Here is a 14,420-nt window from a genome sequence, read left to right as displayed (position 1 = left end):
GCAGACCGTCCTAAGTCTTCGAAGGGTGGGGCAGCCTGATTTCGAACGCCGTCCCCTGTATTACCGGTACGACCGCGATTGATCCGCCACGTCCTTGCAGGATCGCTCGAACGATGCTCAGCCCCATGCCGGTCCCCCCATCCACCCGTCGCGTGGTGTAGAACGGCTCGAACACCCGCTCGCGGTCGCGGATCGGGATCCCGCGACCATCGTCGACGATGCGTACGCAATGCATGTCACCGGCGATCGTCACATCTAGCCGCAGGGTCGATGCACCGTGCCGAGCTGCGTTGTCGGCCAAATGCCCGAACACGATGCCGGCATCCTCCGGCGACAGCGGCAACAGCTGCTCAAGCGTACCCTCGGCGCGGATCTCGATCTTCGCGAAACGGGCGATCAGATCCGCCGTAATTTCCCGTAAAGTCGTGTGCCCGGCAGGTGAGGCAGTTTCGGCGCGGGCGAGTTCGCGCAGCCGCCGCAGCAAGGCGTTTAGACGATTGGCGTCCGCTACGATGTTTGCAAGAAACCGCCGCCGCTCGGCCATACTCATCGCCGACCCCAGCCCATCCTCATCCTCTTGAAGTAGCTCGGCCGCCCCTTGGATCGCAGTGAGCGGTGTCTTCAGTTCGTGCGAGACGTGGTTGGCGAATGTCGCGACGTAGTCCGAGCGCTCGCGCAGGCGCAGTGCCATCGTCTCGAAACTATGAGCGAGTGCCGCGATCTCGCGCGTTCCGAACCGGGCCTCGGGGGCGGAGGTGACCGGCGCACCTTGCCCGATCGCCGCGGCCCGCGCCTTCAAGGCCGTGATCGGCCGACCAATCGCCCGGGTGAAGACGAGGGCAACGGTCCCTGTCAAAACCATCACCATCAGTAACGCAAGGACGACCTTGCCGCGCTCGCCGTAGAGCAGCCGCACGACGTTGTCGGGCGTGCGCGACGCGTACACGACCCCAGCGATGTGGCCATCCACCAGCACTGGCATCGCCACGAACACCCGCACGCTGGTGCCGCGGCTGATCGCGTACAGGGGCGGTGGTGGATGTTTCGAAATGCGGACCCGCATGACCGCCCGAAATCGCCCCTGCAGTGCCGTGGCGACCTCCTCGACACCCGCTAGCGAGCGACCGACCTCGTCACCGCCGGCGAGAACGATGCCGTCGCGGTCGAGGACGCGAAAGCCGGCGAGCGTGACGGCTCGGATGGGTGGTAGGAGCGGAGCGAGGCGCGTGCCCAGGGCCGCGGGGGCGAGTGAGAGGCTCGGGGCGTCGGCAGCGCTCGGGCGGCGACCGAGGATGGGGTCGGTGGTCAGATCCAGCACCGGCTCGATCGCGGCCGGATCCGCCTTCGGTACGACCGGGCCGAGCAACATGTCGCGCGCAGGATCCGTGGCGATCTCGCGCGCGATCACGGTCGCTAACACCATGGTCTGGCCGATCAGCTCGCCCTCGGCTTGGCGCACGAGTTGGTTCTCGTACAGTCGCACGAAGGACAAGCCGAGCAGCGGTAGGGCTGCCACAGACAGCAGCAGCGCCAGAACGACGAGGCCGAGTGTCGGCCGCCACTTTTCCCGCGGCGCTCGCGCGACAATGTTCTTGGCGCTCACGCCCGCGCACCGCATGGTCCGAGGCGGAAGCCGACGCCGTGTATGGTCTCGATCGCGTCGCTACAGCCGACCGCGGCCAGCTTCGCGCGGAGGTTTCGGACATGGCTGTCGATTGTGCGGTCCGAGACATGCACGCGCCCGCTATAGGCGGCATCCATCAGCTGGTCTCGGCTGAGGACGTGACCAGGACGCACGGCGAGCGCCCGAAGCATCGCAAACTCGACCGCCGTCAATGCCAAGGCGACGCTGCCGTAGGCCGCTGCGTGCCGCGGTGGATCTAGAACGAGGCTACCGCGGCGCAGGACCCCGTCGCCCTCCATGACCGAACGTTGTCCCTCGACCCGCCGCAAGATGATGCCGACCCGGGCGACGAGTTCGCGCGGGCTGAACGGCTTGGTGACGTAGTCGTCGCCACCAATCTCCAGCCCGAGCACCCGGTCGATCTCTTCGTCGCGAGCCGAGAGAAACAGGATCGGCACGTCGGAACTTCGTCGTACCCGGCGGCAAACCTCCAAACCGTCGATGCCCGGTAGCCCGACGTCGAGGACGATGAGGCGCGGCGGCTGCCGGTCGAACTCGGCTAGCGCCGCCTCGCCTCCATCGGCGGCTTGGGTCACGTGTCCCGCCTTGCCCAACGCGAAGCAGATTACTTCGCGGATGTGCGGATCGTCGTCGACGACGAGGATGCTGCGGTTCATGTCTGGCGTGCCGTGCTGATCGATTGGAAGCTCACCGCGCCGGAACTGGCGCGTCAGGATGCGCGGCAAGGTAGTTCAGAAGACGCTGGTCACGGAATGTCCAGGCGTGCCAATCCACCATCCGCTGCCGGAGGGCGGCGGCAAGCCTCCCCCGCCATTGGCGAGCGTCCACCGTGAGAGGTCCATCGCCATCGGCCAGCACGCGATCAATGGCAGGGATCGCTGCGGCCCCGAGGCTCGCTGCGTACGGCAGATCGAACGCCTGCCCTGTGTCGAGCCGGTGCGCCGCATTGAAGTCCGCCACCGTGCCGGGAAAATTGGCGAACGCGCAGGCGTATAATGTTGTGGCTAGTGCCAGGGCGTTGGCTCTGACGAGCCAACCGTTGCCGCGTCGAAGTATGATGCGGGCCAGGATCAGCGCGAGACCGACGCCGACGAGCGCCATCCAGATCAGGGCCGCAAGGCGCAGGAGCGACAGCCCATAGGCCTCGACATAGAGGTCGAGCCGCAGCATCGCCGAGGTGATTAGCAGAACGTTCTGACCGATCCACAGGCAGACGAGAATGCGAATCGCCGACGAGCGCTCGCCAACGCCACCGGGACGCATAGCGATGAGCACGAACGCTGCTGCGAGCAGTGCGGTCGCGATCAGGGGGTAGGCCCCACGGTGCGCATAGGCTGCGTGGGTCACGCCAGGGGGCAAGGCGAACCCAATCCAGAGATAGGCCACGTCGGTAGCCGACTGCACGACGAAAAGCAGATTGAACAAGACGAAGCAGCGCAAAACAACTGTCGGGTCGAGCACACCGGAGAGCACGGGGGCGACGTCCACCGACGGAGAGTGCGTGAGCGCTGCCCCTGCTACGTCCAATCGCCCCGATCCGCGCGGAGCGACGAAGGCCCAGACGACCGCCAGGAGGCAGAGCCAAAGCAGAGTGCGCGGCAGATCGAGACGCGGGATCAGGACCGACCACGGCATGTCCACGACCCAGCCCACGAGGACCGGGTTGGCCGTAGCAAACAACGCGGCGAAGACGGCGCAAAGCGCGAGCGGTATCAGCCAGCCGATCAGAACCGCTGCTCGCGGTGCTCGCCTGCGTCCGATGGTCCGGCGCGCGACGTCGTACAGGTCCGCGGGCAGGTCGAACGGGCCGGCCAGAACGATCCCAGCTGCCGCCTTGACCGTTCTGGCTACACCGCCTTCCAGGCCACCCGTCAGAATGGCGACCGACAGGGCTAAACCAACGATACCGAAGCCGAGGGACAGCAGACTGACGCTTTCCGCGAGCGGGGCGAGGCCCGCGATCAGCAGGACGAGTGCGACGGCATACCGACGCCAGTGTAGCCGTGACCCTACAGCCACCAGGGCCGCAGCCGCGATCGCCGCCAAAAATACGATCAGGGAAATGCCCAAGGCGTGGACGTAGAATAAGCGGTCGCCGAGCAGGGCGACGACGGCGGCGAGCACGAGCTTGGGACCGGGGTGGGAAATTGTCGGCGTGGGTGCGCTTAGGGAGGGGGATGTCATTTCGGCCTCTGCAAGTCGGGAGACCGCCTAGCGTGGGCACGCTGGCGGCGAAGCCAGCCGCCGCCACACCCCATGGCATCTTGGGGCGGCGATGACGTCGACAGCTCACCGGCGCAGAATGCGATCGCCTCAGGCATCCATGAGGGACGATCCGTGCAAGGTGTCAGGGACTTCGTGCAGATCCTGTGCAGTCGTCTCGGCGATCCTGCTGAACCTCCTGGCCGGCGACAGCGCGGCCGGCCTCAAGGTGCTGCAATCGGACGTGCGCATCGACTTGCTGGTCACGGACGTGGGCCTGCGCGGCGGGATGAATGGCCGGCAGATGGCCGATGCGGCCCGCGTCGGCCGGCCCGATCGCCACGTGCTGTTCATCACGGGCTACGCCGAGAATGCCATCCTCGGAAACGGACAGCTTGCATCCGGCATCGCGGTCCTGACGAAGCCTTTTGCCATCGAACTATGGCCGCGCGGATCCGCTCGATGATCGAGGGCGGCAGGGAACACAAACGCACATCGCCCGACCCGTCCTAGGCCCCACGCATTCCGTCCGTCGTACCGCAACCCCGCAGTGCCATCACGGCGATCATCACCGGCCCGAAATCTCATCGAGAGCCGCGGTCAGCGTGCAGACGACGCCAGACGGCAGATAGCTCACTTCGACCTCGCTGGGGCTCCTACCTAGCCGCCGCGCGTTGATCTCGCGTCGAGGCATGGTCCGCTCGAAGGCTATCAGTCTCGGACGAATGCGGCCTTTACTGGACGGTGCGCGAGTGCCTCGATCACTTGCGGAGCCGTGCAGGCGCGCTGATAGCATCCCTCCGCAAGAGCGATCAGCGTACCTTGCGCGTGCTCGGTTGCAACGTCTAAGCCAACGTCGCTGGCATGCTCCGCTGACGTCAAGGTGTCGATCCGGTAGTATCGATCCTTCAGATCGTGCTTTAGCATGAAGTCGACGAGCTGCTGCTGTACGCCGAAGACCGTCGAAACAAGCCGCTCGTTCGTGATCCAGTCTGCAGGACCGAAATCGGCACCCAACGACCTGGGCAGGCCAAAATTCGACGACGTCGTACCGATGCTGAGCACGCGGATGTCCTCCCTGTTCTGCCCCGCGAAATGCACGGCTTCATGCACGGCGCAGGCGTCCGGCGAGTTCGCTGCGAGACCGCCATCGGCGTAGAGGCTGCTACCGACCGTCGCGAGCGGGAAGAATGTCGGGGCCGCCGAGGTCGCCATTGCGATTTCGAGGACCTTGCGGTGCTGGTCCCTGGTCAAGGTCGGATGATGCGGTGTCTTGAACATCTGAACACGACCTTCGGTCATGTTCACCGACGGTATCAGAATACGTGTCCGCGCAGTTCCTAACAGGGTCTCCTCACCGACGATTCCCTTCACCGTCTGCCGAAGCGCGGTAGCTTGGTACTTCGGACCGCCCACATAGGCTCGGTAGCTGTCCCATTTGCCAAGCAGCCCGGTCCTCGGCGGACGCTGGGGCGGGAAGATCGCTGAGCCGTTTTTGATGAAAGCGTCGCGGATCGCACTCGCACGGTGACCGAGGCCGAGACCGAGGGCGATGATGCCGCCGATCGATGTTCCGGCGATGAGATCGAAGCACTCACCAATCGGCCGACCCGCCTGCTCTTCCAACTGGGCGAGCACTTCGGCGGTGAACAAGCCGCGGTAGCCGCCGCCACTCAGGCACAGGATTTGAAACGTCATTGTGAACGAAAACCCCGCCGGTTCTTGATCCGTTCCGCGAATCGCTTAATCTCAACCCTAGCGATATCCCATCCATCCGCACAGCAACGCTCGATTGGTCGTCGCCGAGGAGCCACTATGGCGAATGTCTCCAAACTTTTGCACACCACGACCGATCCCGAGACCTTCCTCGTAAACCTCAAAGCGGAGGATAGCGATCTGAAGGAGGCCAAAGGGAAAATCCGCGCGTCCCTGCGCGTCGCCTTCAGCGCGGCGTCCCGGGAGCGCTTCGACGCAGACGTACAGCCCCGGTTCTTCACGCAAGGCAGCAGCAGCTACCGGACGCTCAACGATCCCGCATGGCCACCGAGCCAGCAAAAGGATCTCGACGACGGCTGCTATCTACCGCTATCGTTCGTTACGGGTGAGCGACCGTCGAAGGCGGCGAAACAATTCTTTGAATTCGTCGACACGATCCTGGGTGAACTCGCGAAGACCGAGGGTTGGACCCTCATCAAGAAGCCAACCTGCGTGCGCCTTGAGATCGCACTCGACGCCCACGTCGACATCCCCCTCTACGCCATTCCCGATCAACAGTTCGCGTTGCTGGAAGCCCGTGCGCAGCGAATGGAGAAGGCCCACGATCACGCTCCGAAACGCTGGGAGGATCTCCCCTCGAACGCGGTTCTGCTCGCGCACCGCGACGACGATTGGGTCGCGTCCGACCCGCGCAAGATCCACAAGTGGTTCCTTGACGCTGTCGATATCTACGGCGAACGGCTTCGGCGCGACTGCCGCTACATGAAGGCTTGGCGAGATCACCACCACCTCGACCACGACAAGCTCTCCTCGATCATGCTCATGGCCTGCGTGTGGAGTGCCTACGAGGCTATTCGCCGGCCTTTCTTAGCCGAACGCGAGGATGAACGCCTCTTGAGCATCGTCACGCGACTGCCGGCCATGCTGGGCCAAGACATGCCCAATCCGGCCAGCAAGGACGAGAACCTCAATCGCATGTCGCCCGAGCAGCGGGTTCGAACAGCTGCGGCCGCCGAGGCACTGCGTGATCGCCTTCGGGAGGCGGTGGAAGCGTGCGACGAGAAGCAGAGCGCGATCTCGCTGATGCGTGCGGCGTTCGGACCCCGACTGCCGGACCGGCCGGATCTCGTGAGCATCCCCGTGCGAGCCGAGGCGATTGTCGCCGCGCAACCTAAGACGTACGTCCCCGCCCGTCCAGTTGGGCGCTCGCAAAGTGGCTGACGACAGGACCGCAGCACGCCACGCAGTCCACGACGCCCTCGGGCAGCGCGGTTTCATGCGCATGGCTCCGGTTTCGCGCTCTCCGTTCTACGCCGGCGTGCTCGAAAGACACGCCGCTGCGATCCCTATCGCTATCGAAGTGACCGACTTCGATTTCGTAAAATACCCACGCATCCGCATCGACCCCGGTTATGTGATGCCGGATCGTATGCTTCCGCACCTGCAGGGTGTCGACCGGTCGATCTGCTATTATGCAAAGGGGAGCGTCGTCCTCGACCGTTACGATCCCGGCGGCACCGTTCTGCAATGCCTCGATCAAGCTGAGGCCGTTCTTCGGGACGCCATTGATGGACGCTCGGACGCCGATTTCGCGGACGAGTTCAATGCCTACTGGGGCACCACATTCGTCTACGTCGATCTCCCGGTGAATTATTCCGGACCGGCACGCATTTGCGCCGTGCGGCTCGGCCGTAGAGAGCGGGACGTTCTCATCGTGACGACCGGACGGACGTGGTTCGGTGGACTCGATCGATATACCGGGCGGCGAGGGGACCTCGGACAACCGGTACTCGTGGTCATTGTCGATCAGCCACTGACCTTCTCGGCGGACGACACATGGCCGCCGACGACACTGCCCGCGCTCAATACGTGGCTCAAAAGCATTGCCCCGGATCTTGACGGCTGTTTGGAGACGGTTCTGCGCACGAAGTCCGGTCACACGGCCGCCGTCCTCGTCCGTGCGCCCAACGGCCTGTTTTGCTATCAGATCGACGTTCCGCGACACCTGCGCAGACCGGAGTTCCTCCAAAACCGACGTCAGCGACTGCTGCACATTATGGCGCGTCAGCGGACCCTGACCCCGGTCGACCGCTTTGCCGGTGTCCATGTCGATGAGGCCTATCTATTCGGTCGGAATCTCGGCGGTATGAAGAACCTCGCCGGCAAGAAGATCCTGCTGATTGGCTGCGGCACCATCGGCGGCTTCCTCGCGCAGCAGCTCGCCCAGTGCGGAGCCGGAGCCGGTCGCGGATCTCTGACGCTCGTCGATCCCGACGTACTCAAGAGTGGCAATCTTGGACGGCACGTCCTCGGTGTACCGTTCCTCGGAGAAAACAAAGCCGAGGCTTGCGCAGCCTTTCTCAAGGAGCAGTTGCCACCCCTAGCGATCGAGGGCCACGGCGGCGACGTTCTCGCGCTGGCGCTGCCATGGGCGCGATACGATCTCGTGATCGACGCCACCGGCGAGGAAGCGCTGTCGCTCGCTCTGAACGAGCGCGCCGTCCGCGCTCGACCAGAGCAGCTGCCAAATCTCTTCGTCTGGTTGGTCGGCAACGGTGCGGTTGCTCAATGCCTCCTGACCGGCGATCCAGACCGGGCCTGCCTGAAATGTCTCAAACCGTCTTTGGCCGGGCCGCCCCAGTTTCCCGCGCTACGACCGGGGGTCGTAACCGAGACCGTCGCCAACGTCTCATGCGGAGACGCCGATTACATCCCTTTCCCGGTTTCGCGATCCGTTGCCGCGGCAGCTCTCGCCTGTGACCTCGTGCTCGATTGGGCGAACGGCGATCCAGGCGATCGTTTTCGGTCACTCACCCTCGATACGAAGCGCGGCCTCGCCGTTCCACCGGGGAGCCCCGCCCCAATCGACACATGTCCGGCCTGCGGTCCCACCGCGTGATCTTCCAGGTCGATGAACGCCGATTGATCCTGCTCGCATCGGCCGTCGAGGTAGCCATTGCAACCTACGTGACCGAGGTCGAGATCGGTCTGGAAGCGGGAGGCATCTTCATCGGCAGCCATCGCGGGCCACACATCGAAATCACAGCGTGCACGACGCCGCTGCCGAGCGACGTGCGTCGATCCAACCTGTTCGATCGTAAGGATTCCGGCCACCAAGCTGCAGCCCTTGCCGCCTGGCAGAGCACCAGCGGCACGGACACCTATGTCGGCGAATGGCATACGCATCCTGTCGACGATCCAACGCCATCAACCCGCGATTTACGGACCTGGCAATCAATCCTGGCTCGCGACACCGATCCAGCCGTCTTCATGATCGTCGGACGTCGATCAGTCTGGTGCGCTTGGGGCCACGGGAAAGGCCTACGCAGAGTTGCGGTTTCACACGCTGCATAATGTCGTGTTTCACCTGTAAAAACGCCGCTCCTCGAAAAACGCCTTCGGGGCTAGGTGCCGTGTCGCGTCACCCCTGTCTGACTGGCCCTGAAACCATGACGCTGCTGCCCCAAGGAGCATTCACCTCATTCGTGATGCCCCTCTGTTGGAGCATACGATCCACGCAGCTGTGTCATTTGCAACCTTGAATAGGTCGCTCAGTCCAGCCAAACATCGCTCATAGAGCGTGGCGGGATAAGATCATGCCCTGGGGTGGAATGCGCGGCCTCTGGCCGATCGTGATCATGGCGAGCACCATGGGGTCCGCGTCCGCGCAAGTGACCCCACTCGACATTTTTGGCGGACTGCTCGGGGCGGCCCAATCACAGGCCGCTCGTGAGGCCTGGGGTCGCCTGCCGAACGGGGATCGTTCCTGCCTGGATCGCGCCATGGCACGGCGGAACACAGACATCGCCGGATTGATCCAACGCGGCATCGGCCCGGACGACAGTCGGCTCAGTGGGTTCTTCACAGAGTGCCGGCGTTTCACCGAGCCGAATTTTCGACGCGGATACAGTTGCACCGCCCCCGATGAAAACGGCTGGTCGGTCTCGACCACGTGCAATCAGTCCTTTGCTTACCGCGACGGCAACGGCCGCATCCAAGCCATCGAGCCACGTGAAGCGATCGAGCTAAATTTCTCTGGCACGCGGGTCATCGTCGCCGACGTAGAGACCGGTGAAGCCCGCGAGCTACGCCAAGCACGTGCTGAGGCGCAGGGACGGTCCGAGCAGCTTCAAGTTCTGAAGGGAACGCTCGCGAACTTCCAGCGCGATGCCTCGCCCGTCGTGCGAGCCGAGGTCGCTCGGATCCAGGGTCGCATCGAGCAGCAGCTGAGCGCGCGGACCGGGCCGACCGCGCCCGACACAGATGCAATCGGTCGCGAAATCGGAAACCTCGGCGCGCTCTCCCAGGCGGAGGCTGTCCGGCTGGCCGCTCTCGATCGGATCAGTGGACTACGGGCCCAGGCCGAAGCACGCACGAAGACCGACACCTCCGACAGCCTGCGCAAACGCCTGAACGAGCTGCGACGGGACGCGGTGGCCCTGTCCGAACCACCGCGCGTCGTACAGGCCACGAAGTCGGTGTCTCCGGCTCGCGATCTTGGTCCGTCCTTCGATTGCGAGCGGGCGAACACGCCCCTTCCGATCCTTATCTGCGAGGATGCGAACCTCCGACGGACCGATCTGGAAATGGCGCGGGCGTTCTACGCCTTGAGGCACCTGAAGCCCGACGCCGGCGCGGAACTCAAGGCCGAATCGAACGACCTCGTGAAGCGCACGATCGAGGCCTGTCGTGTTCCTGAAACCGGCAAGGTCACGGCAGCGCTGCGAGCCAAAGGCGGCCCATGCATCGCAGCGGCCTACAAGCGTCAGAATGACGTTTGGGCAGGGCGCGTCCGTCGCGACGGACCTCCCTCCGCCCGCCAGGAGCTCGAACGCCCTATCGAGGAGCACGTGCGGCTGCAGGAAGCCCTGCGCAACGCCGGCCAACTCCCTCCGGACGCGACCGCGGACGGCGTCTACGGCGGTGTCACACGCCGGGCGATCACGGCGTTTGCGGAAGCAGAGGGGCTGCCTGGCGACGGGTTCCTCGGAACTGCGCTCGCTAGCCGGCTTGGTCGCGGAACATCCTCCGCTCCATCGATTGCGATCGTCACGGACCCTTCGTTGCCCACGCGCATCGACGCCGTCGCACGGCGCTACGAGACCTATCTGGCGGATCTTGGAGTCGACGAGCGAGACCGCACGACACGGTTGCAGGCGCAGCGAAACCTCGACGAACAGCGCAAGCGCGTTCAAGCGCTCCTGAGCGGACCGGTGCCGGACGACCTTCGCCCGGAACTCGCGGTCTTGATGCAGCAGTCGGAGGGGGCCGCGCCACAGGATTTGCCCCGGATCGCCGAGACGCTCCAACAGCGCTTTTCGCAGATCGAACCCCGGGTGCTACAGGCTGAGGCGGTCCAGCGCGCCGTCACCGACAAAAACCGGTTCCTCGTCGATGGCGATGCCGGCGACCTCCTGCTGCTCTACAACAGTTCACCGCGCGCCGTGTCTGTCGTTCGCAGCCTCGATGGCAACCTCGTCTTCGATCCGGAGCACACGGTCGCTTGTGCGCTGCCCGATGCGCCGTCCGATCGCATTGCTCTGGAGCAGCTCGTTGCGAAAGCTCGCACGCTCGGTGCGCCGATCAAGGAAACCCTGGCTCCCTGCTCGAGCGCGCAACTCCAGAGCGCCGATCTCATCGCCTTCGAGCGGGGCGCGCTCCAGGCACAGACAAGCTTATTCAGGACCATCGCTTCGGCCATCGATACCGGTGTCTTCACCCTCGGCGGTACGGTTCTGAAGTCCGACATCGAGGCCGCACGACAGGCCGAGGGCATCCGCGCAGCCGAGGCCGAAACCGAAGTCGCACGCGGAACCTCGGATGGTCTGACCGTCCTCGCATTCAGCACCGGATCGCGCACGATTTGCCGGATCGCGGGTGGCGATAAGGCCCTTCACGATCAGATTCTGCAGCCCTACGAAGCCTTGCTGAAAGCCGAACTTCGGGGCGTCGCGACCGTGGTCCCCGCAACGACCGACGGAGCCTTCCTGTCGGTCAAACGGGGGCAGTGCGGGGCCGTCTATGGCACGGCAAAAGACTTGGCCCCTCTGGTCAAGGCCATGGCGCGGGATGGCGTCTCACTTCGCTACCTCCCGATCTGGATCGCCCCAGAGACGGTCGCCAAGGCGCAAGCCGCGCTGAACGATCAGGACGCCGCCAAACGCCGGGACCGCGAGCAGGATGCGCGCCAGAGGGAGCGCGATCAGGCCGAGCGCAGCCGGACCGCATTGGTCGAACGTCTGAAGCGCGATCAAAGCGAGGCCGAAGCCACGCTGAAGGGCGGGATCCCGCAAGATCTGCAGACCTTCCTGGGTGGGTTCGTCGCCGAGATCGCCGGAATCACCGCCGAAACGCCCGATGCGCGGCTGAAAGAGCTGACCGACGCCTATGCCGGCAAGCGCGCGCGCATCGACGAGGCGGCACGGCTCGCACGCGCGATCACAGCCAAGAGCCGCTTTCTGATCGAGGGTGGCCGCGGCGACCTCATCGTCTTGTACAACGACAGCGGCAAGGCCCCGTCGGTGGTACGCAACCTACGCGGCGAACTGGTCTTCGAGGACGGGCGTGCGGCTGCCTGTCTGTTCCATGCGCCACTCTCCGACGTCTTCCTCAACCGCCAGATCCGAGACCGGAGCGCGGCCCTCGGAGCCAAGCTCGCCTTGCCGCTCGCGACGTGTGGCGCGAACGATCTCGCTAAGCAGGATCTCATCTTTGCCGAGCGCGAGCGCCTCTTGCGCGAGCCAGTCGACCGGATGATCACCCTGGTCGATGCTGTCAACGGGAACCTCTTCGCTCGCCTAGAGGTCATCGATGCGGCGGCACTCGCGACTGTGAAACAGGCGGAGGCCGCCAAAGCCAATGCCGTCGAGGCGCGGGTTCGAGGCCGCACCGGCGAGGGCTTTGGCCTGGTGGTCGTGCCGAACACGTCGAGCGCCCTGTGCCAGGTTACGACGGACGCCGTCGAGGCGCATGCCGCAATTCTCAGCCGCCTCGCCGACCGCGTTGGGGACGAATTGCCTGGCACCCCGGTCGTGACGCCGACATCGGCAGATGGGGCGTTCATTGCCGTCAAACGCGGCGAGTGCGGTGCCGTCTATGCGTCGGTGGCCGACCTCGCGGCAGTGACGGAGGCCATGACCCGGGACGGCCTCAGCCATCGCTACCTACCGCTCTGGATCGAACAGAGTGAGGTGGCCCAGACGCTTAATGGGATCGAGCAGGACAAGTCACGCAGCGCTGCGCAGATCTTCGCGCGCCAGCGTGAGCTCGAGGAGCGAAAAACGCTCGACCGCGAGAAGGAAAAAGAGGAAAGCGCGCGGCGCGACGTGCAGGAACGAGCCCTTCGCGCCCAGTATAGTGAACGGGCACGCTTCTTCGAACAAACCTTCGGTGACGAAGCACGGAACTTCGTCACTGGCGATCAGCCTGCATCGTTCATCGGTCGCTATCCACGGCTTGCCCAACACTATCAGGCTCAGCGCGAGGACCGCTGGGAGTTCATGTCGATCGAGACTCGAATTTTGGATTACGGCACCGCCCTCTACAAAAACCGCCCTCTCGAGACCGCGCTGGTGAGCACTTGGGTCAAGATGCGCAACCGCATCAAGGGCGAGTACCAGGATGTCTGCTATGTCACTGGCTATATCAACGATGCCGAATTCGGTGTGACGCGTGATGCGTTTGGGGAGCTCTGCGAAGAGGTCGGCCCTAAGATCGCACGCTACAAACAAGGCTCGCACTTCACTAGTCGATGGACTGTTCCGTGAAACGCACGAAAGCCCCGTGAGACTTTGACGCCGTATTGTAGTGTCAGACACTCGGTTCTACGACGAATGCGTGATCCGATCGAAGCGGCTCCGCAGTCGCACTCGCGGCATCGGCGCACTATACGGCCACGAAGACGCGGAACGCCGAGTGCGAGACCCCACCGATCGGTGAGTTCATCACCGTCAGCGGCGGGCGGCTGCACGATGTCGACCGCGGACGCGGACCGGCTCTCGTGCTGATCTACGGCACCGGCATCATAATCCAAGATTTCTTGGTACGCGGCATCGGGGACGACCTTGGCGAGCGCTACCGAGTGATCATCATCGACCGGCCCGGCAATGCCTACAGCGATCGTCCGCGGGGCCTCTACTCGGTGACGTTTTAGGCTGATCGAGAAGACTACCGCCGGTTTCTCGCCAGGATCGACGTTACATCACTGGCTTCATCGCGGGACCATGCCTCATGGTGGCATCGACGCATTTCGGTGACGTCGTCGACGGTGCAAGTTCGGCTCCCGCTCGCCATCTCTACTCCCGACAACACGCCAGTCAGATTAGGCGTCCTTGACCACAGGTCTGGCGGTTCGCGCGTCCCAGCCTGCCATCGCGATATCGGCGACTGCCTCCAGCTCTTCTCGGGGCGCGCCGTCACGGGCCAGGATCGACATACCGTTCTGAACGGTCTGCACGAAGCGGGAAAGAGCGCGTACGTTGGTGGAGACCGGGAGCTCGCCCTCACCCATAGCCCTCTCCAGGCACGCCTGCAGGCTCCCCAGCGTACCGGCGCGTGCCGAGCGCACGAGATCGCCGAGTTCGGCGTGGCCCTCATTCCCGACCGAGGACAGTGTCACCATGCAGCCGCGCGGAATGTCGGTGACCGAGCCCGTCAAGGCCGCTGCGGAGTCCTTCAGAAAAGCCTCGACGGCCTCACGGGCCGTCCTCGCCGTCCGGAACCGCCCCCATATGTAAAGGGCGGACCAATTCCAGGCCGCTGTGGCGGAGTAAAACCAGGCCAATGGCGGCCGCAGCTTGAACGATGAAGGGGCCCGATCGGGCCCCTTCATCGTTTATCGCCGACCATGAGGCTCAAG

Annotated in this window: 9 protein-coding genes and 2 pseudogenes; 6 read left to right on the top strand and 5 right to left on the bottom strand. The window is 64.4% G+C overall.

What is annotated here, in order from left to right:
* Positions 1-10: 10 nt before the first annotated feature.
* The 3 genes from FV227_RS11170 to FV227_RS11160 are packed head-to-tail and all read right to left on the bottom strand — an operon-like array spanning position 11 to position 3,769.
* Positions 11-1,603, bottom strand: coding sequence for a HAMP domain-containing sensor histidine kinase (locus FV227_RS11170; protein WP_246686447.1), 1,593 nt, complete (start codon positions 1,601-1,603; stop codon positions 11-13).
* Positions 1,600-2,301: a response regulator gene (locus FV227_RS11165; RefSeq protein WP_147841160.1), complete on the bottom strand. Its 702-nt coding sequence runs from the start codon at positions 2,299-2,301 to the stop codon at positions 1,600-1,602. Before FV227_RS11165 ends, FV227_RS11170 begins: the two co-directional genes overlap by 4 nt.
* A gap of 31 nt (positions 2,302-2,332) precedes the next feature.
* On the bottom strand, positions 2,333-3,769 hold the full coding sequence (locus tag FV227_RS11160) for a DUF4173 domain-containing protein (RefSeq protein WP_187274760.1): 1,437 nt from the start codon (positions 3,767-3,769) through the stop codon (positions 2,333-2,335).
* A 286-nt stretch (positions 3,770-4,055) separates the two neighbouring features.
* Between FV227_RS11160 and FV227_RS11155 the strand changes: the two are divergent.
* Positions 4,056-4,360 (top strand): annotated as a pseudogene (locus tag FV227_RS11155) (hybrid sensor histidine kinase/response regulator); the annotation flags it as partial.
* A gap of 198 nt (positions 4,361-4,558) precedes the next feature.
* Here the strand turns inward: FV227_RS11155 and FV227_RS11150 are convergent.
* Complete coding sequence (locus FV227_RS11150) at positions 4,559-5,545, bottom strand: CBASS cGAMP-activated phospholipase (protein ID WP_147858928.1); 987 nt, start codon at positions 5,543-5,545, stop codon at positions 4,559-4,561.
* 117 nt (positions 5,546-5,662) lie between these two features.
* Between FV227_RS11150 and FV227_RS11145 the strand changes: the two genes are divergently transcribed.
* The 5 genes from FV227_RS11145 (at position 5,663) to FV227_RS28955 (ending at position 13,715) form a co-directional block, all read left to right on the top strand.
* Positions 5,663-6,784 carry a cyclic GMP-AMP synthase DncV-like nucleotidyltransferase gene (locus FV227_RS11145; RefSeq protein WP_147841146.1) on the top strand — a complete coding sequence of 374 codons (1,122 nt, stop codon included), beginning with the start codon at positions 5,663-5,665 and terminating at the stop codon, positions 6,782-6,784.
* Complete coding sequence (locus FV227_RS11140; protein ID WP_147841145.1) at positions 6,777-8,462, top strand: E2/UBC family protein; 1,686 nt, start codon at positions 6,777-6,779, stop codon at positions 8,460-8,462. The genes FV227_RS11145 and FV227_RS11140 overlap by 8 nt, the downstream gene beginning before the upstream one ends.
* The gene (locus FV227_RS11135; RefSeq protein WP_187274759.1) at positions 8,459-8,917 is read left to right on the top strand and encodes a Mov34/MPN/PAD-1 family protein; all 459 of its coding nucleotides are present in this window, start codon (positions 8,459-8,461) and stop codon (positions 8,915-8,917) included. Before FV227_RS11140 ends, FV227_RS11135 begins: the two co-directional genes overlap by 4 nt.
* Positions 8,918-9,159: 242 nt before the next feature.
* Positions 9,160-13,329, top strand: coding sequence for a peptidoglycan-binding protein (locus tag FV227_RS11130; protein ID WP_147858927.1), 4,170 nt, complete (start codon positions 9,160-9,162; stop codon positions 13,327-13,329).
* 233 nt (positions 13,330-13,562) lie between these two features.
* Positions 13,563-13,715 (top strand): hypothetical protein, encoded by a 153-nt coding sequence (locus FV227_RS28955; RefSeq protein WP_187274758.1) that lies wholly within the window; start codon positions 13,563-13,565, stop codon positions 13,713-13,715.
* Positions 13,716-13,883: 168 nt separating this feature from the next.
* Here FV227_RS28955 and FV227_RS11125 read toward each other — a convergent pair.
* Positions 13,884-14,303 (bottom strand): annotated as a pseudogene (locus FV227_RS11125) (TetR/AcrR family transcriptional regulator); the annotation flags it as partial.
* Positions 14,304-14,420 lie beyond the last annotated feature (117 nt).

Origin of the sequence: Methylobacterium sp. WL119 (genome assembly GCF_008039875.1) — a bacterium.
GTDB lineage: Bacteria > Pseudomonadota > Alphaproteobacteria > Rhizobiales > Beijerinckiaceae > Methylobacterium.
Note: the sequence above shows the minus strand (reverse complement) of the source record. Positions and strands in the feature narration are given on the sequence as shown.

Bases quoted from the DNA above. Each gene is read 5' to 3' on its own strand.
- FV227_RS11165 (WP_147841160.1), bottom strand. From the start codon at position 2,301: ATGAACCGCAGCATCCTCGTCGTCGACGACGATCCGCACATCCGCGAA.
- FV227_RS11150 (WP_147858928.1), bottom strand. From the start codon at position 5,545: ATGACGTTTCAAATCCTGTGCCTGAGTGGCGGCGGCTACCGCGGCTTG.
- FV227_RS11145 (WP_147841146.1), top strand. From the start codon at position 5,663: ATGGCGAATGTCTCCAAACTTTTGCACACCACGACCGATCCCGAGACC.
- FV227_RS11130 (WP_147858927.1), top strand. From the start codon at position 9,160: ATGCCCTGGGGTGGAATGCGCGGCCTCTGGCCGATCGTGATCATGGCG.